This window comes from Bradyrhizobium oropedii (assembly GCF_020889685.1).
Taxonomy (GTDB): Bacteria; Pseudomonadota; Alphaproteobacteria; order Rhizobiales; family Xanthobacteraceae; genus Bradyrhizobium; species Bradyrhizobium oropedii.
In genome coordinates, this window is sequence record NZ_JACMYO010000048.1 from 1 (window position 1) to 18,063 (window position 18,063).

Sequence of the window (18,063 nt, forward strand, 5' to 3'; positions counted from 1 at the left end):
CACGATCGCTGTTCAGCGATTTTCGCCAAATCTAGGGAGTGCTGCCCCTGAACGACCAACTCGTCTTGCCGCCGGCTGTCCCGCCACCGTCTACGATCGTGGATCTAGCTGGCTGGTCTCGTAGCGTCAGGAGCTTTGCATCGGCAACGTCAGTCGAGACGCGGTGCAGCGCAGCAGAATAGTTGTAAAGGAAGAGTTCGACCGCGATATATCGAGGTTGCTCACATGCGGTCGTAACGCAGCCGAACGTTCCTGCAGTGGAGTGTGAGCAACTTTACTGTTTAAGTCGAGGGCGCCAGTTCTGCGCGCAAGTTGCGTATCGCCTCGTTCGCCAGATGCAAGGCATTCCGTTCGCCGTTCCTTATCGAGCACTGCAGGGAAGCTCGCAAGCGAGTATGAAGCACTGTCTTGTGATTGTGCGCCAGGAGCGGATCCTTCTCGACAAAGCGCCACGCCTTATCAAATGCGGCTACGAGAACCTCCGGCGTCTGCACTTGCTCGGATGAAATTTGATCCATCTCAAACTCCAATCGATATCCTGAACACAAAGAAGTAACTTGTTCAAAGCAGCGAGCGCCTGTGATCTATCCAGCAGGCAAGAGATCGGATCCTCAGGCGCGCTCGCGTGTCGAGCTGATCTCGGCGCTGAAATGGAATTTATATAGATGCTTGTTGAAGCGCGGATGACCGAATGGGGTGGCCCACCTCAATTCCAATGATTTTGAAATCATTTGAAGGCGAGCATGCGTTGCTCTGCCGATTGCCCCCATTTGCCTGCTGTCGGCGGTGGCTCTTCCAAGAAATCGGAAGATCGGTCCGGAGGGGATGTCTCGGGTTCTGTTGAATTTCTGAAGAGGTCGGCGTTGCCCACCTTGAGCCGGTAGGCTCGGGGTGCTGATTCCACAAAGGAGAGCAACGCCATGACGAGAGGCGTAGCGGCCAGCATCCTCGAAGGCCTCGACGAAATCCAGACTGTCGTCCGGTTGAAGCTGCCGAAGGAGCTTCGTCGATCGCTCGCCTGTACCAACATCGCCGAGAGCGTGATGGGCACCATTCGCCGCGTCACGCGCAACGTCAAACGCTGGCGGGATGCCGATATGGCCTTACGAATGGGTCGCGGCCGGCATGATCGAGGCCAACAACGGCTTCCGGCGATTGAAGACGCATAAGCAATTGTCGGTTCTGCGTGCGACCCTTCAAGCTCACCACGATCGCATGACGATCAAGCCCGTTGCCCACGTCACGAGGGCCGCGTAACATTCATTCCGGCAACGTCGGCCCGACGTAGTTCAACACCGATCGGGACATCCCCGGTCCGGACTAATCGACGCTACAGTCGTACCTGAGGAAAGTCGTTCACCACATTCGCAACCTCGAGCTAAGAAGCGGTCGAACCCAAGTACTGTCCGTTTTGTACGATGTCATATTCTAAGTGCGTGACGCAATCAGGACAGTGTTTGTTTGCTTTCTGACATATGTCGGCGGCGTGACCGTCGTCCCGTTGTTCGACCCGTGCGCATGACCCCGTGGTGTGACGTTTGCTTCTAGTGGGATGCAGTAGAGAAGCGGTGACGAGGTGCAAGGCAATTGTGATGATCTGGTTCGTGTCGTCCTGCAAGAAGCCATGGAGTGTAGTTCGTGGGGTAAGGGTCAATGCCGCCGGAACACGAGCGCCGAACCATTGAGCCCAACGTCAAACACTAGACCGGACGACGAGAAGGCCTTGCCTGTACTTCGGCACATGCGTTGCGTTCATTCGCCATCGCCCGTGCGGTTGGCTGCGGCATATAAAATATTACAGCTATGAAGTACCTGATACGGGAAAAGCCTAGCTGAGATCGAGGTGCAATCGTGTCCTCGCCCATGCAAGATCGCCTAGTGCGACAGCATCCGTTCGAATCCGACGTATTGACGGCCGCAGACGGACAAGGTCGGGTGGGGGCGACGCGCTCCGCGAGACGATAAGCAAATCCAATCTGAGGCTTGTTGCGGTGCTGGGTATGTTAAACCGCAGCACGCCATTGCCCCAGCTATGAATGGGTTCTGAGCGCGCCGTCAACCGACGGATAACTCGAAATAGAATCTTACTCCGCTGCACGCGACAGAATTAGCGTGGCGATCTTCATCTGGTTGGCAGGAGTGCGCAGAGCCTCAGGTAGGGCCGCCACTGCTTGATCGAAAAGGCGTCCTAAAACCTGAAGGTCTTCTGGATGATAGACACCGCGGTCTTGGGACATTCGCACTGTTTTCCCGTCGCCAGTGCGGCCACTGGTCCTCGCATCTCCGCGCTGACTGAGCGCTAGCTCCGCATTTATCATTTCGTTTGTGAGTGCATTAAGCAGTCGGATCGCTTCGAGCTCGTTGCCTTTTTCGCTGACGAGGGCGGCAACGATGTCCAGCTGCAGGTCGATGCGGTGGGTCAGGTCCTGTATATGTGAATTGCAAGGGTCAAGTTTCACGGGTTTCTCCAGAGTAATCAAAAGCAGGGTAGGCTGAGTAAAGAGGTGCCTCGTTTGTTCCGTTCGAGGGGCTGCAGGCGCGTGGCTAGAACAAATTGCGGCTGCAGAAAGCTGTGCAAGCGTACGGTCAGTCGAGAGCGGCGCATAGAATGAGATGACCACGGTGCAAGCTTGCAGGCAGCAGATGAGGACGGCCGGCGCCGAGCAGCACTGAGCGCGCAAGCGCAGTGAAAATCCCCGGCTGCGATGACATAGGGGAGCGCGCGGTGATACGGCGCAGCCGGTCTGGTCACGCAAGTCGACAGCAGTACCTCGTGGCCGGAGAAAATGTGTCTTGCAATGGAGTTGTCAGATAGCTGACAGCCTTGTATCGCCTGCAGGCCGTCACAGCCCCAGCTTGATGGCGCGGGCAGGCTGTTCAGGGCGACAAGTCCGGTTTGCCTTGGCTTTGCGCGCAGTTTACCTGTCCGAATTCTAGCCGGCGCACGCATGGATCCCATCCTATAAGAGTACGTGAGAGCCAATCTCCTGGGACGCCTTTAGCAGGATGACAAATAGGTCGGCGACCAAGCGGTAGATTGCGCGTGAGGCGTTGAGATTCTGCATCCAATTATAGGCGGCACGTGCTGCGATTTGCAGGATGGAGGAGTGTCATTTGGGATGCGGATACGGGGGGCTCGAGTTGCCCTGCAACGATGCTCAAAGCAAAAAGGGTTCATTGTCACACGTGGTTCGCGGAGTGTGCTTTCCGGAAATCGGCGACTGACTATGGGATATTTGGTTGAAGCCGGTAAAATCGAAAGTTTTGATGGGACGCATCCAACTCGCGGATAGGGCGTGCGACCGTGGACGACCCGTTCTCGGTGACGCACGATGCCAACCGCAAGTGAATAGAGCTCGCGCGTCATGCCGCCGGTCTCCAAATCAGTTCACATCACCGCCGACGACATCGGCCAAGAGGCCGCCATGATGGTGATCCAATCCTCATCGGTCTGTGGTCCTCCCGCTGAATAAGGCAGGAGGCCCTGAATACGCACGTTCGGCCGGACGACCGATCATAGATGGAGGTCGTGATGCGCAGCTCCTCTGAGGCGCTAACATCGGATATTCACTATCAGCCAAAGCTAGCGATGATTTCGGATCTGATTGCAGTTGCGGTGTATAGAGAAGCTTCCAGCGGAAGGTTCCCGAATGCAAGCTGGCAAAGTAGATAGTTGGCACCTGCTTCCTCCATCTGGTTAAGAAGGAGCCGTCGGACGGAAGCTGGCGTTCCGACGACGCATAATTCGCTCTCGAGCGCTGCATCGAAGGTCAGCGGCAGGGTAGGTGGTGTCGGAATGGCGTTCAGCTCGTAAACGAATCTAAAGCTTTCGAGCCATCGCTGATAAGCGGTTTCCGCTGCTACATGGGCGTCTCGGTCAGACTGCGCAATCACGATCATGCGGAGCAAACCAAGAAACGGCTCCCGATCGTCCGCGGTTGTAATGCGCGCTCGATGGGCGCGGAACGCATTCATAATGTTTCGGACAGCAGAGGAGCGGCCTAGGCAGGCCAGATTTGCGCCATTTGCAGCGGCCCACTCCGCCGACTCGGCCCGATTGCTCGTGATCCAGGTGGGGGGATATGGATGCTGATGAGGCCTCATGGTCAAAGGTATCTCGCTCAGCTCAAAGAATCGGCCGTGGTAGGATAGCATATGCCCCTTTAGCGCGGCATTTAGGATTTCGCTGGCCTCCTCATAACGCTCTGGCGCCGCGTCCGCGCTGATGCCGAAATAGCCCCATTCGGTCGGCAGCGAACCGCGTCCGATACCGAGCTCGAGCCTGCCGCCGCTCAATTGGTCAAGCATGCAGATCTCTTCGAATGCGCGCAAAGGATGATAGAGGTTGAGCAACAGGACTAGCGGACCAACGCGCAGTCTCCGGGTGCGCTGCGCGACGCTTGATAAAAACAGGTTCGGCGACGGTCCTCTACCATGTGGTGTGCAATGGTGCTCGGCCAGGTGATACGCGTAAAAGCCCAGAGAATCGCACACCTCCGCCAGCTTGAGACGATCTTCGTATTGTCGTGCGACATCGCGGCCGTCGTCGTCCAAATGGTCGAAAATGCCGCACGTTAGTCTTGAAGGAAGGCCACTTTTCACTTGATCATCTCCGCTTGTGGAACTGGAGTCCTGGTTGTCAATGCCGCCGTGCTCAAAGGCGGCTGGCTCGCTGTTTGACCGCTTTTGATCTTCTCGTCAGGGTGCGGTGCCCTGAGCTGCACGATGTGATTGGGTCATGAGGATCTACGGATGGAGGTCCCGACCACTACTTTGGCAGGAGTTCGCGAAGCGCCGCCACACCGAGCATGTGCTCGACCAGAAGCATCTTTAGCTTCGCGTTCTCCTCTTCCAGGGCCTTCAATTGCTTGGCCGCAGAAATGTCCATGCCGTCAAATGTGGCTTTCCAATTGTAGATCGCTGCTTCGGATGTCCTGTGCCTGCGAGCTAGGTCGGCTGCTTTCGCGCCAGCCTCGTGCTCCTTCAATATCGCGATAATTTGCTCCTCCGTGAATCTTGATCGCCTCATCTGTCCGCCCTTCTTGGGGCTGGACTTGCACTCCAGCTGGAGGAAATGCCCAATGAGAGGTCATCTGCCGCGCGCCGGCGCGAACGCTGGGTCGGAAGGTGGTCCAGAAGGATCGAGCTCAGCGAAGTCTGCTGCAACTTCCGGCCTTTCAAGCCTGACAGGCCGAAGGTTGTCCTAGAAGGCAAAACTGCGCGCAAAGATGCGGACGCCGATGGCATGGCTCACCACATTGACGTTGAAAATGTTCTGGATCGTGCGAATCGCCCCGATTTGCACGTCGCTGCGGCCGGCTTGGTGGCGGCTCCGCCCAAGGCAGAGGCGTCCCCTGTACATCGGCGTTGCTGTGTGATCGCAGCAACAAACCTCCCATTAAGTCGGCGGGCAGCGGGTTCTCATTGATGACAAGGTTGACGCAAGCCGCGTGGAGAGCGGTTCGGCTGGAGCGCCGATTGGTCGTTTTGTCGTGTGCAGTTCGCGGTGTTTTGCACGGTGCGGGACCGACCATAAGTTGCAGCACGCAACTGCATTTATCAGCATGCGTTCTTGATGGGGTAGATTGTCGCTGTAAATTGAGTTTCATGGCTACGTTGTGGGAAAGAACCGCCAGCACTTCGGTGACATCGCCGAGCCCGCTGCAGACTGCATGGCGAGCTTACTTGAGGAAGAGCCGGTGAACCAAAGCGGGCAACCATCGAGCTGATCAAATCAGGCTTGGCAAGGTCGAGTAGCAACACTGAGGGTGGCACGGGTACTATTTATCTATCATCGGACGTAACTCATTACCGAGCGGATCGACATCAGACAGCTCTGCGAGCGCTACAGCGAACACAAAAAAGGCTCCGAAAGCCGTGAGTATTAGAGTGCACGCGAGTATCGCTGCACCAAGATCGTGAGGGTGTCTCATCATCTGTGTCACCGGTTGAATTGCGGCAAGCGACGCGTCGCCCCGATCAGTTCTCCTCGACGGCTTCGACATGCCTGTCGCGCCAGCGGTAAACGAGAAAACCAGGAGCCGCGTTGTCTCCCTTGGAATCGAACAAGACCGGGCCGATCACTGCATCGATCGGCCGCGAACGAAGTGCGTCGGCGACTCGCGGAGCGTCGAAAGAGCCGGCCCGCTTCACCGCCTCTGCCCATGCTTGGACGGCTGCATAGGCGTAAAGCATGTAGCCTTCGGCGGACACGTTGGCGGCGTTGAGTCTGCCCGCAATGCCGGCCGTGTTGGCATTCTTGGCGGGGTCGGGCATGAAGGCGAACAACGTGCCATTTCCGGCACTGCTGGTAATGGCCCAAAATTCAGAGGTCATGAGCGGATCGTTCGCCATGATGATGAGGCCGGCACCTGCCACTTGTGTCTGGCGTACGATCAGTCCAATTTCAGTATGATATCCGCCGATATAGGCGACCCGCACCGCCTCCTTCTTCATCCTTGAGACCAGCGCCGCATAGTCCTTTTCGCCGGCCACATAGCTTTGTCGAATGACGTTCTCACCGGATCTCTGAAGCTGTCCTGCAACCACATCAGCAATGCCCTTACCCGCCGTGCTCTTGTCATCAAGCACTGCGATCGCCTCGTTATGGTGGTTTCCGTGAATGTACTCAGCTGCAACGAGACCCTGTTGGTCGTCGCGGCCGCAGATCCGAAACACCGTCTCAAGGCCTCGTTCTGTCAGCTGAGGGGTTGTCGAACCAGGTGATATTTGAATGATGCCGGCTTCGTCGTAGACGTCGGAGGCCGGGATGGACGAAGAAGAACAAAAATTGCCAACGACCAGCCGCACGCGCTCTGTTGTGAGCTTATTCGCAACTGCGACGGCGTGCTTGGGATCGTAGGCGTCGTCAACGACAGTCAATATCAGCTTTGTATCGGGAAGTAGGCCCGACGCGTTCAAGGTCTCGACGGCGGTAGCCGCTCCATCGCGCATTTGCGCGACAAACGGAGCGCTGCTTCCGCTCAAGGGACCGGCCAGGGCAATATTGACGTCGGAGGCGCGCGCAGTCGAGGCGAGGGCGCAGAAGAGCAGTGCTGCACTTGCAGCTAAAGCGTAACGCCTATCCAACATTGTAGAGCTCCAATGCTCACCTGAAGTGAACCGCTAGAGGCCGCGGCCCGACTTACTTCCCGATATCGATGCGGTTGTTGCTGCCAAGCGAAGCTCATGCGCGTCAGCTCGGCCGCACCGCTGCCACGGTAGAGCCTACAATTTGACGTTACGTGCGGTTCAAGCCCCTTTTTGAGGAAACATCTGACCATGGCGTCGACGGGAGGATCGACGAGGCCAGGCGGAAAGATCGGTCCGGTTGAGCCGCACACTCAGCCGCCGCGCATCAGAGCCAGTGTCCCGAGGCGTTATCGGTTCTCCTCTAGATGACCAAGACCGACGGACAATCCTGCGCGCGTCCCTGCTTCAGGCCATCAGTACGGCTGATCCTCCAACCCGGCAAGGGCGAGATCGAGATACTGCATGAGACTGGGATCCCAACCAGCCAGACTGCGGGGGGCACTTAAGCGCGCAAGGACCTTCAGGATCGTCGAAACGCGCGAATCAGCTCCGGCGATTTCGCTGATCAGCATCCGCGCCGCAACCGCGACAGCCTTTGCTCGCTCACCGCAGGGGTGTTCGCCTCTATCCATACAATCGCGCAGTTCGTCGCGGATCCGCCGCCACCGCTCCTCGCGCTCTGCAGCCAACTTGCATGTGCATCGGGACGTCCGACGGCGCGTCTCGACCCGAGACATGGCATCCAAGGTGGCGGGCAGCTCATCTACACTTACCTGGCTTTCACGATCTGTCGTCATGTCGCGTAAGCGATCTCGCAACAGGGTTGTTCGAGCGACTTGAAGTTCTATCCGCTCCAAATGTTTGCGCAGTAGGTCAATCAGTGAAGTCTTGCCCTCCATCGCTTTGCCGATCTCTAAAAGGGAAAAGCCAAGCTCACGTAGCGCTCGAATCTGATGAACCCGTTGAACGCTTTCACGATCGTACATCCGGTGACCGCCGTCTGTACGTTCTGACGCGGCTAAGAGCCCCGTGTGTTCATAATGATGCAGCGCGCGCACCGTTACTCCGGTCGCCTCTGCAAGTTCGCCAATGCGCCATCGACGCCTTCGTGGTGTAGCTCTGCTCATGTTGTTCAATTTCAAAGCCTACAACCTGACGTCACGTATGATTCAAGCTATTTCAAAGCTCTAGCCGGATCGTCTTCCATTCCAGCGTAAGAGATGGTGACTATCCTTAGAATGGCTGGCGATCAACCCTGTGGGGAGATGGTGGTCAACAAGTTCATCAGGCTTGCCAGCCCGGACGCGCCGATCTCTGTACGTTCCAAGATGAGTTTGGCGACCGCCGTTCGATTTTCAGGCGTTCGCATCGATGGCGGTAACGCTGTGATTGCACCATCAAAGAGGTTTCCCAAGATCGAGAGTTCTTCCGGATCGAACACGCCGCTGTACTGTTTCAACGTTCGGCTCCTTGTTTGCCATTGCGTCAAGGCGGCGCACGTCGTCAAGACGTTTGGCCGCCGTAGGGCCAAAAGAAGTCAGACCGGCGGCGCAGAGCGATGAAGACGCGGATCGCTTTAAGGTGATGCGACAAGGCAACACAGTTGCGCGGTGTTTTGCAAATTTCACGAGCGATTCCGGTCATCTGCGTAATCTATCGGCGTGCCGGCTGTGCGTCATGTCGCGCCCGGCGAAGCGCATCGGCTGCGCGCATTAGGAGCACCTACTGGTTTTGAGAGTGGACGGCTAGCAGCTTCGAGCTCATCTTAGTTATGAGGCTGCTACGCAAGGCAGCCTCGGAACGTGAGGGCGTGGCTTGAGCGAGGCGTTGAGCATGTGGTGCTTCGTCTCTGATGCGCGGCCATCAAAAAAACAGGCGGCTTGAGCCGCCGCCCGCACGTCGGGGATATCAATGTGCGAGTCTCGCGACAGCCTCATGATGGCCGCCGGGCAGTGAAACTGCGGGACGCTCATGAGCAAAGAATGAGTTTCAGGGGAAGTGGAATTGCGGCTGTCGAGACATGTAGCCGGATGCAAGCTTCGCCCATTTTGCAAGAGTCTTACGACAGCCGGGAGGTAGCTCTCGCCAAGCGTCCTTCAGTATCCGCTTGTTCCGAAGCGCAGATCATGGAGCGCTCGTCTGGCGCAGATGTCATGCGGGGCGCCTCCTGCAATAATATCTCTCGCACCCAGATGCTTTCCGGATCGCTGTTGTGAAGGACGGGCCATAGGACCGCTTCGATAAAGGTGGGGAACGGCTGCGCAAGCTCGGCAATCCGGAGGGGCACCGTCCTTTCGAAATGCTTAACGAGCCTTAATGGTATGGCCCCGATGCGTCTCGTGCCCACCCGCATCGGCGGGATCATGCCGTAGCTCTGCACGAGAACGTCGGTGCGTCGGTTGAGGCCGCGATCGGGCAAAAGCACTCCTCGATGGGAGGGTTGCGCGCAACTCCGACCTTAACCGCGACGTGGCCCATTGACATATATCGATGTAAGCCGTCGCCGTAGCTGATCGTTCGTACCGCAGCCTACACACAAGCCTCTCCTCGAACAAGGCTGTACGCGGGTGCACGCTGGACATGAATAGTTCCGGGAGGATAACAAAATTAACCTCGCCGCGCCGGACTAGCTCATCGTGCTCATCGGCGAGCGTCACCAGTTCGAAGCTGACGGCGGGTGCGTCGCGCGCGACACGCTCTACGACATGTCGGAAGAATACGACCGCTTTGGAGCCGGAAAGGCCGATCCTGAATCGCCGAGTCGATTGCGCGGGGTCGAACGCGTCTCGGGCGATAATGGAGAGTTGGATGTGCATCAGAGCCTCGCGAACGGGGGCGCCAGTCCCTCCGTGCGTGAGGTCGGGACAAGTTCCCGGCCTCTCATTGCAAACAGCTCATCACGGAAATAGGAGCGCAGCCGGACAACGGCTGTGCTCATGGCCGGCTGACTGAGGTTAATCTTGCGTGCTGCTGCGGTAAGGCTGCGCTCAGTCATTAGAAGCATCGAGGGCGACGAGATAGAGTCCATGCCCTAGAAACGCATGTCTTATTTATCCGACGCGATCGTCTTTACAGTTCGCACAATGAGTGGCAACGGTCCAGGGCCATTGGCAGACCAGCCAAAGTGACTATCGCGCCGTAGCCATGAGTTCGCTCGATGCGCCCATCGACGTCCGCCAGCCCAGCGTTAGGCTGGAGGCAAAACTCCAACCTGACGCAGTGTCAGATTCAAGCGTTTAATTTAATTGGCGGGGTCTCGCGAACTGGGCCTGCAAGCGCCTCCGCGCCGGGCGTCGGGACGAGCTCGCGACTGTCATCGTAAACAATTCATCGCGAAAGCAACTGCGCAGCCGCGCGACCGCGGCGCTCATGGCGGGCTGGCTCAGGTCAATTTTCGCGCCGTCGCTGTGAGGTTGCGTTCCGTCATCAGAGCATCGAGCGCAACGAGAAGGACTAGATCAGGTCCCCTGAACCGCATGCTGTGAGTCTATCCATTGTGTGGATGGGTTCTATAGAAACAATCGATTTTACCAAATTGTGGAATGTTGGATAGCAAACATCAGTTTGGAAAATGAATTGGGCATACGACGATGGCTGCTGGTCCTACGCGGGCTCCGATAAAAACTCCTGAACGTGCGAGGATCTGCCGAAACGGTGTGGGATGTGGGTATCGCTGCCCCACGCCAGTTGCGTCGCGTCCTCTCGATGCGACGAGCACGCGATGCGACGCTAGGCAGGTCCCGATAAACCTTCGTATGTCTGTTCCATCCCTTTTCATATTGCCGGTTTACCCGCGTACACTTGAGGGTGTGCTCGGCCTCACCTTACTGTCGCGGCCAAGCGGCGTGCTCAGATTGCGGATGCTAAATATTCGGCGGCTCGCCAAAAGGCGAGCCTGTCCATCGCAACTCAAGGCGTGTCGAAGATGCATAGCACCGAAGTTGATCGGTGCCAGTCGGGTGCGCCCTTGATGAGCTCTCACGCATCGATGGCGAGCCCTCCGATGCGGCAGCGCCGATCGTGATCTTGGACGAGGCGGAGCCTCTCCATGGTGCAGATAGGCGCTTGGGAATCCATTCCGAGTCGGTCTGCTCTCGCGCGGTCTGCGAGGAAAGCCGAGCGCGGATGCCGCATGCCAGCGCATTTCAGATTGATCACCGGTTCGGCAAATAGCGAGTTGCTTACGTGACCATCTCCGCTCTCACCCCCACTTGCGCAGGGAAGTCCGCCATGAACATTGCGTCTGCGGAAGGGCCCTCCGCGCGCACTCAAGTCCAGTGGAGCCTTCGCTGGGAAAACGAGCTGCAGCTCGCCGATCATGCCGACCTTGCCGACTTCTTCCGTAAGAGCTACGGGCCGACCGGCGCGCTCAATGCACAGCCATTCGAAGATAATCGAAGTTGGCCCGGTGCAAGGCCTGAAGTCCGCATAATCGGTGACGACGCGCGCGGTGTCGCTGCTCTGATCGGTCCACTACGCCGCTTGATCAAGATTGGTGGTATCGATCTTCTCGTGGCCGAACTGGGACTCTATGCCGTGCGTCCGGATCTCGAGGGGCTTGGAATCAGCCACTCAATGCGCGTGATGTACCCTGCGCTGCAGGAGCTTGGGATGCCGTTCGGTTTTGGTGCGGTCCGGCCCGCCCTTGAGAAACATCTTACCAGACTGGTCGGAAGGCAGGGGTTGGCGACCCTCATGTCTGGCGTTCGGGTCCGCTCCACCCAGCCAGATGTCTACCCTAATTTGTCGCCGATCCGTATCGAAGACGAGCTCGTGGTGGTGTTCCCGCTTGGACGCCCAATAGGCGAGTGGCCAGCCGGGACGATTATCGATCGGAACGGGCCCGAGCTGTGAACGAACTCATTCCCTTATCTGCGGTGCGGCGCGACTACGGTGACGTCAGCGGAGGTCGCTCGGTGTACTTGACCTTCGATGACGGGCCCAATCCATTCTGCACGCCGGATGTTCTTGATGTGCTGACGCATCATCGGGTGCCCGCGACGTTCTTCGTTATCGGCACGTACGCGGCCGACCAACCTGAACTCATTCGACGAATGATCGCCGAAGGGCACGAGGTTGCAAACCACACGATGACGCATCCGGATCTGTCCAGATGCGAACCAGCGGAGGTACACGATGAGGTGCTAACGGCGAGCAGGGCGATCCGTTTGGCATGCCCGCAGGCGTTGCCCAGGCACATGCGGGCACCCTACGGCATATGGACACAAGACGTGCTTGCTACGTCAGCCAAGGCTGGCCTGGCAGCTGTGCACTGGTCGGTCGATCCGAGAGATTGGTCGCGCCCTGGGGTTGATTGCATCGTGAATTCAGTGCTGGCGGCTGTTCGCCCGGGGGCAATTGTGCTCCTGCACGACGGATATCCCCCCGGCGAGGAGAGATCGTGCACGGATGCCACTTCGCGTGATCAGACGACGAGGGCGCTGTCATATCTGATTCCCGCACTCCAACGGCGCGGGTTCGAAATCCATCCGCTTCCTCAACTTCATTGAACAAAACTGGCACCTCATGGACCTGCTCGCTACAACCAGTGCTGTCGTCGTTTCGTCTTATGCGCTGCTCTCGACCGTCTACAAGTGCGCGCAAGCGCTTTACGCTCAGCCGGCCAATCCCTTACCGCTGCGGGGCGATTTCGGACAAGCCGAGGTGGCTCTGCCCAGCGTAGATGTCATCGTGCCGTGTTTCAACGAGGACCCAAACACACTCTCTGAATGTCTCGCGTCGATTGCAAACCAGGACTACGCTGGAAAACTGCAAGTTCACGTGGTCGATGACGGATCCGCAAAACGCGACCTTGTAGATCCGGTACACACAATCTATGCGAACGATCCGAGGTTTCGCATCATTTTGCTGGCCAAGAACGTCGGAAAGCGCAAGGCGCAGATTGCTGCGATACGTGGCTCTTCCGGCGATCTGGTCCTCAACGTCGACTCGGATACGATACTTGCCGCTGACGTAGTCACGAAGCTTGTGTTGAAGATGCAAAACCCTGACATCGGCGCGGTCATGGGGCAGTTGATAGCCAGCAATCGCAACGAAACCTGGCTGACCAAGCTGATCGATATGGAATATTGGCTGGCTTGCAACGAGGAGCGCGCGGCACAGGCTCGTTTCGGTGCGGTGATGTGCTGCTGTGGGCCATGTGCCATGTATCGTCGCTCTGCGCTCGCCTTGCTGCTTGATCAATACGAAACGCAATTCTTCCGTGGAAAGCCAAGTGATTTCGGTGAGGATCGTCATCTAACGATCCTCATGCTCAAGGCGGGGTTTCGAACCGAGTATGTCCCCGATGCAATCGCGGCAACAGTGGTGCCTGACAGCCTTGGGCCATATCTTCGGCAGCAACTTCGCTGGGCCCGCAGTACCTTTCGGGACACGTTTCTTGCGTTGCGCCTCCTGCCAGGGCTCGATGGTTATCTCACGCTAGACGTTGTCGGGCAAAATCTCGGCCCCCTGCTTCTCGCCTTGTCATCACTGGCTGGGCTCGCACAGTTCGTCATCGGCGGGTCGGTGGCCTGGTGGACGGTGCTGACGATTGCAGCAATGACGATGGTCCGGTGCAGTGTGGCAGCGTTCCGTGCTCGCGATATGCGGTTTCTCGCCTTCTCGCTCCAAACGCCCATCAACATCTTTCTCTTGCTGCCGTTGAAAGCCTATGCGCTTTGTACATTGAGCAACAGCGATTGGTTGTCGCGCAAAGTCATCAGCGCGACAGCCGAAGAAGAAAAGAAGGCCGTCATCCCGCTCGCGACCAGCGGAATAAGCTCTGCAACAAGTGGGGTGAGTTCTGGCGCAATTCCTAAGCCGGGGCTTTTGGACCGCCCATCGAGCGTGGCCGCGACGAAGAGTGTTTGCGGTCGCGATCGATCGAGCGCCTACAAATAGGCTAAATGCCTCGTGACACCGGACAACAACTACCAGCTATTGGAACGCGGGTTGGCTGTCGACGATCCATGGCGCCCCGACAGCAATTCGTTCGAGCAGGAGCGTTACGCGCAAATGCTCCGGATCTCGCGTTGCAACGGGGATGTTGCGCATGCTCTCGAAGTCGGATTTGCTGCCGACGCATTCACCGAGATGCTGGCGCCCCATTGCCAACGGATCACCGTGGTCGATGTCATGCCACAGGCGATTGAGCGAGCGCGCCAACGAACCAAGAGGTGGTCACATATCGCGTGGATAACCTGTGACATCAAACGGTTCTCAACCGCCGAGCAGTTCGATCTGATCGTCGTGGCCGAGGTGCTTTACTACCTCAAGAACATTGCCGAGATGCACGCGGCTATCCGCAACCTGGTGAGTATGCTTGCCCCAAATGGGGCTCTGGTTTTCGGGTCCGCGCGTGATGCCACGTATCAACGCTGGGGTCACGCTGCTGGTGCTGAGACGGTGATTGCTCTCTTCAACGAGAGTCTATCAGAGGTCGAGCGTCTGCATTGCCAGACCGAATCGGTCAACGAAGACTGCTTGCTCGTCCTGTTCCGGAAGCCGAGTCACTCGTCAGAACAATCAAATGTCGGTCATTAGGCCAGGGGGGCGTATGCGCATCTGCGGCATCAAGTTAACACATGACGGGGCAATTGCTGTCGTCGAGGACGGGCGGCTTGTGTTTTGCACCGAGCAAGAGAAGCGCGGCAACAATCCATGCTATCAATCCGTCGACAATCTCGATGCAGTCGTGCTCGCCTTGGCGGAGCATGGCCTGCATCCGCGAGATATTGATCAGTTCGTCATTGACGGCTGGGATGGGGAGATTGAGTCGCAGTTCCAGGTTCTCAGTGGGGCTGTGCCGATCGCGCTGAAAGGGGCGCCCTATGTCGAGCGCCATGCTGAGGGCCTTCTTGATTTCGTCGACGGCTTTGGCCTGATCCTCGGCGGCAAGGTGTTTCCCTATAAGAGTTACCCGCACGTCACGGGCCACGTCGCGTCAGCATATAGCACCAGCCCCTTTGCCAGTGTCGGAAAACCGGCGTTCTGTCTGGTATGGGGCGGCTGCATCTTTCCACGTCTTTACTATGTTGAACCTCGGGGGGCGCGGCTCATTGGATGCCTGTTTCCGATGATCGGTCACGCCTATGCAGCCGCCGGCCTTCACTTCGGGCCTTACAGGCAGCCGAATCGCTCCAGTTGGGACTTAGGCATCGCCGGCAAGCTGATGGCTTACATCGCGCTTGGCTCTGTCGACGAAAGCATCGTGGCAGTGTTTCAGGAGCTCTACGAAAAGCGCTTCGCGGCCGACACGGAGCAGGCTCGTCGCTACCGCGCGGACATCAACAATGAGGAAGCGTCGCTTGCAGCTATGCACGACTTTTTCGAAGCAAGCGCACTGCGCCTGAAGGCCAAGCGAGCGGAGGACGTCCTTGCGTCGTTTCATGTGTTCCTGGAACGGCTTCTTGTCAGAGAAATTGCGATGGTTCTGCTGCGGCACTCGTCGTTGCCGGGAGCGCGAAATCTATGTGTAGCCGGTGGTTGCGGTCTCAATATCAAATGGAACAGTGCGCTTCGCTCGACGGGATTGTTCGATGATGTCTGGGTGCCGCCATTCCCGAATGACAGCGGCTCGGCAATCGGCGCTGCTTGCAGTGCGATGGCGACGCAAAATGGGTTCGGGCCATTGGAATGGTCAGTCTACAGTGGTCCGGCCCTGCACGCTGGTGAGGTTCCGTCGGACTGGGGGGTGGCGCCGTGCAGTCTGCGTGAACTTGCGGTCATTCTCGCCGACAACAAGCCGGTAATCTTCCTTTCCGGGCGCGCCGAGCTTGGGCCGCGGGCGTTGGGCGGTAGAAGCATTCTTGCAGCCCCGACCTCCCCGGCAATGAAGGATCATCTCAACGAGATTAAGCGTCGCGAGCACTTCCGACCGGTGGCGCCGATTTGCCTTGAGGATCGCGCGCCAGACATCTTCAGCCCAGGTACGCCAGATCCTTACATGCTGTTCGATCACCAGACTCGAGCGGAATGGCGCGACAAGGTCCCCGCTGTCGTCCATCTGGACGGCTCTGCGCGGTTGCAGACAATCTCCCGCAACTCTCCGCACAAAATCGCCGAGCTCCTCGTCCAATTTGAGCAACTCACGGGCATTCCGCTGCTCTGCAATACGAGCGCCAACCTCCACGGACGTGGATTCTTCCCGGATGCTGCTGCGGCCTGCCAATGGGGACGTGTTGAGCATGTGTGGTGCGAGGGCTTGCTCTGGACAAAAGCGGCCGTAAGGAAGCCAACGCCGGCTGAACGACTTCTGTCGGCCTAAGATGAACATGTCCACCGCAGCAATCGACCTTGCCGGCGTAAGCAAGTCATTTGGCGACAAGATCATCGTCAATGAGCTGTCGTTCTCGGTTGCGCGCGGAGAATGCTTCGGCCTGCTCGGGCCGAATGGCGCCGGCAAGAGCACGATTGCGCGTATGCTCCTCGGGATGATGTCGCCCGACGAAGGCAAGATTACAGTCCTCAATGAGCCTGTGCCTGCACGCGCTCGTGTAGCACGTGTGCGCATTGGCGTGGTACCGCAGTTCGATAACCTTGAACTCGAGTTCACCGTACGAGAGAACCTGCGGGTTTTTGGCCGCTACTTCGGCATGAGCGCTCGCAAGATCGAGGCGGTCGTACCCTCGTTGCTGGAGTTTGCGCGTCTCGAAAGCAAGGCGGACGTGCGCGTCGCCGCGCTGTCGGGCGGCATGAAACGGCGGTTGACGCTTGCGCGTGCCCTGATCAATGACCCGCATCTGCTCGTCATGGACGAGCCCACGACTGGCCTTGATCCGCACGCACGCCACTTGATTTGGGAACGCCTGCGAGTTCTGCTTTCGCGCGGCAAGACGATCCTCTTGACCACTCACTTCATGGAAGAGGCCGAACGCCTGTGTGATCGGCTGTGCGTGCTCGAGAGTGGACGCAAGATCGCCGAAGGCAAGCCGGACGCGTTAATCGACGAGCATATCGGATGCAACGTGATCGAGATCTATGGCGGTGATCCACATGAGCTCACTGAGCTGGTCAGGCCTTACGCGCGGCACATCGAAGTGAGTGGAGAGACGTTGTTCTGTTATGCGCAATATCCGGAGCAGGTACGTGTGCAACTGCGCGGGCGAGCGGGCCTTCGCATTCTGCAGAGGCCGCCGAATCTCGAAGACGTGTTTTTGCGGCTGACTGGGCGCGAGATGGAGAAATGAAAGATGGGTGAAAGTTATGCCGCGCTGATGCCCACTAACGCGTCCAACTGGATCGCGGTATGGCGTCGAAACTTCCTGGCTTGGAGGAAGGTCGCACTCGCATCGGTTCTCGGCAACCTCGCAGATCCCATAACCAACCTGTTTGGCCTTGGCTTTGGCCTCGGACTAATCGTGGGCCGCGTTGAGGGGACCTCGTACATCGCGTTTTTGGCAGCGGGCATGGTCGCGATCAGCGCCATGACGTCCGCGACCTTTGAAACCCTGTATGCAACCTTTGCTCGGATGGACGCCAAGCGCACCTGGGAAGCAATCCTGTCCACACAACTCACGCTTGGCGATGTCGTTCTGGGCGAATTGGTGTGGGCGGCCAGTAAGTCCGTTCTGGCCGGAACAGCAATCGGGATTGTCGCTGCGACGCTGGGTTATGCGTCCTGGCCGTCCATTTTGTATGCGATGCCGACAGTCGCCCTAACCGGCCTTGTCTTCGCAAGTCTGGCAATGGTCGTCATATCTCTTGCGCCAAGCTACGACTATTTCGTGTTTTACCAGACGCTCATCCTGACGCCCATGGTGTTTTTGTGTGGTGCTGTCTTTCCGATGAGCCAATTGCCGAGCTCATTTCAGCACGTCGCCGGCCTGTTGCCACTGGCGCATTCGGTCGACCTGATTCGCCCGGCGATGCTGGAGCACGCGACCAGCGGCGGCGCTGCCCTCCATGTCGGTGCGCTTTGCGTCTACGCGGTAGTGCCCTTCTTCGTGTCGACGGCATTGTTTCGGCGCCGACTGCTGCGTTGACGAAATTCACAATGCTCTGTGCCCTGGGTCAACGCGGCGTCAACTG

General features: G+C 57.9%; 13 protein-coding genes and 4 pseudogenes. 8 read left to right on the plus strand and 9 right to left on the minus strand.

Going from position 1 to position 18,063, the window contains the following annotated elements:
• Positions 1-281: 281 nt before the first annotated feature.
• The gene (locus tag H8A95_RS15570) at positions 282-518 is read right to left on the minus strand and encodes a hypothetical protein (RefSeq protein WP_229166912.1); all 237 of its coding nucleotides are present in this window, start codon (positions 516-518) and stop codon (positions 282-284) included.
• A gap of 414 nt (positions 519-932) precedes the next feature.
• Here H8A95_RS15570 and H8A95_RS15575 point away from each other — a divergent pair.
• Positions 933-1,257, plus strand: a pseudogene (locus tag H8A95_RS15575) (IS256 family transposase); the annotation flags it as partial.
• 827 nt (positions 1,258-2,084) lie between these two features.
• On the opposite strand, the gene H8A95_RS15580 reads toward H8A95_RS15575, so the two are convergent.
• From H8A95_RS15580 to H8A95_RS15615, 8 genes and pseudogenes are all read right to left on the minus strand, one after another.
• Complete coding sequence (locus H8A95_RS15580) at positions 2,085-2,459, minus strand: NolY (protein WP_229166913.1); 375 nt, start codon at positions 2,457-2,459, stop codon at positions 2,085-2,087.
• A gap of 1,114 nt (positions 2,460-3,573) precedes the next feature.
• Positions 3,574-4,602, minus strand: a complete 1,029-nt coding sequence (locus H8A95_RS15585; RefSeq protein WP_229166914.1) for an LLM class flavin-dependent oxidoreductase — start codon at positions 4,600-4,602, stop codon at positions 3,574-3,576.
• 169 nt (positions 4,603-4,771) lie between these two features.
• Positions 4,772-5,029, minus strand: a pseudogene (locus tag H8A95_RS15590) (transposase); the annotation flags it as partial.
• A gap of 950 nt (positions 5,030-5,979) precedes the next feature.
• Complete coding sequence (locus H8A95_RS15595) at positions 5,980-7,092, minus strand: branched-chain amino acid ABC transporter substrate-binding protein (RefSeq protein ID WP_229166915.1); 1,113 nt, start codon at positions 7,090-7,092, stop codon at positions 5,980-5,982.
• 353 nt (positions 7,093-7,445) lie between these two features.
• Entirely contained in the window at positions 7,446-8,159 is a 714-nt protein-coding gene (locus H8A95_RS15600; RefSeq protein WP_229166936.1) for a MerR family transcriptional regulator, read from the minus strand.
• 122 nt (positions 8,160-8,281) lie between these two features.
• Positions 8,282-8,491 carry a hypothetical protein gene (locus H8A95_RS15605; RefSeq protein ID WP_229166916.1) on the minus strand — a complete coding sequence of 70 codons (210 nt, stop codon included), beginning with the start codon at positions 8,489-8,491 and terminating at the stop codon, positions 8,282-8,284.
• A 600-nt stretch (positions 8,492-9,091) separates the two neighbouring features.
• Positions 9,092-10,082 (minus strand): annotated as a pseudogene (gene nodD2, locus H8A95_RS15610) (transcriptional regulator NodD2).
• Positions 10,083-10,284: 202 nt separating this feature from the next.
• Positions 10,285-10,510: pseudogene (locus H8A95_RS15615) on the minus strand (LysR family transcriptional regulator); the annotation flags it as partial.
• 752 nt (positions 10,511-11,262) lie between these two features.
• On the opposite strand from H8A95_RS15615, the gene H8A95_RS15620 reads away from it, so the two are divergent.
• From H8A95_RS15620 to H8A95_RS15650, 7 genes are read left to right on the plus strand one after another with little or no spacing between them, the layout of a single operon-like run.
• Complete coding sequence (locus H8A95_RS15620) at positions 11,263-11,886, plus strand: NodA family N-acyltransferase (RefSeq protein ID WP_229166917.1); 624 nt, start codon at positions 11,263-11,265, stop codon at positions 11,884-11,886.
• Positions 11,883-12,542 carry a chitooligosaccharide deacetylase NodB gene (gene nodB / locus H8A95_RS15625; protein WP_229166918.1) on the plus strand — a complete coding sequence of 220 codons (660 nt, stop codon included), beginning with the start codon at positions 11,883-11,885 and terminating at the stop codon, positions 12,540-12,542. The genes H8A95_RS15620 and nodB overlap by 4 nt, the downstream gene beginning before the upstream one ends.
• A gap of 16 nt (positions 12,543-12,558) precedes the next feature.
• Positions 12,559-13,935, plus strand: coding sequence for a chitooligosaccharide synthase NodC (gene nodC, locus H8A95_RS15630; RefSeq protein ID WP_229166919.1), 1,377 nt, complete (start codon positions 12,559-12,561; stop codon positions 13,933-13,935).
• Positions 13,936-13,947: 12 nt separating this feature from the next.
• Positions 13,948-14,577 (plus strand): nodulation methyltransferase NodS, encoded by a 630-nt coding sequence (gene nodS / locus H8A95_RS15635; protein WP_229166920.1) that lies wholly within the window; start codon positions 13,948-13,950, stop codon positions 14,575-14,577.
• A gap of 13 nt (positions 14,578-14,590) precedes the next feature.
• Positions 14,591-16,300 (plus strand): nodulation protein NodU, encoded by a 1,710-nt coding sequence (nodU, locus tag H8A95_RS15640; RefSeq protein ID WP_229166921.1) that lies wholly within the window; start codon positions 14,591-14,593, stop codon positions 16,298-16,300.
• 1 nt (position 16,301) lies between these two features.
• On the plus strand, positions 16,302-17,222 hold the full coding sequence (gene nodI, locus H8A95_RS15645) for a nodulation factor ABC transporter ATP-binding protein NodI (RefSeq protein WP_229166922.1): 921 nt from the start codon (positions 16,302-16,304) through the stop codon (positions 17,220-17,222).
• Between the two features lie 3 nt (positions 17,223-17,225).
• Positions 17,226-18,017: an ABC transporter permease gene (locus H8A95_RS15650; RefSeq protein WP_229166923.1), complete on the plus strand. Its 792-nt coding sequence runs from the start codon at positions 17,226-17,228 to the stop codon at positions 18,015-18,017.
• The last annotated feature ends 46 nt before the right edge of the window (positions 18,018-18,063 follow it).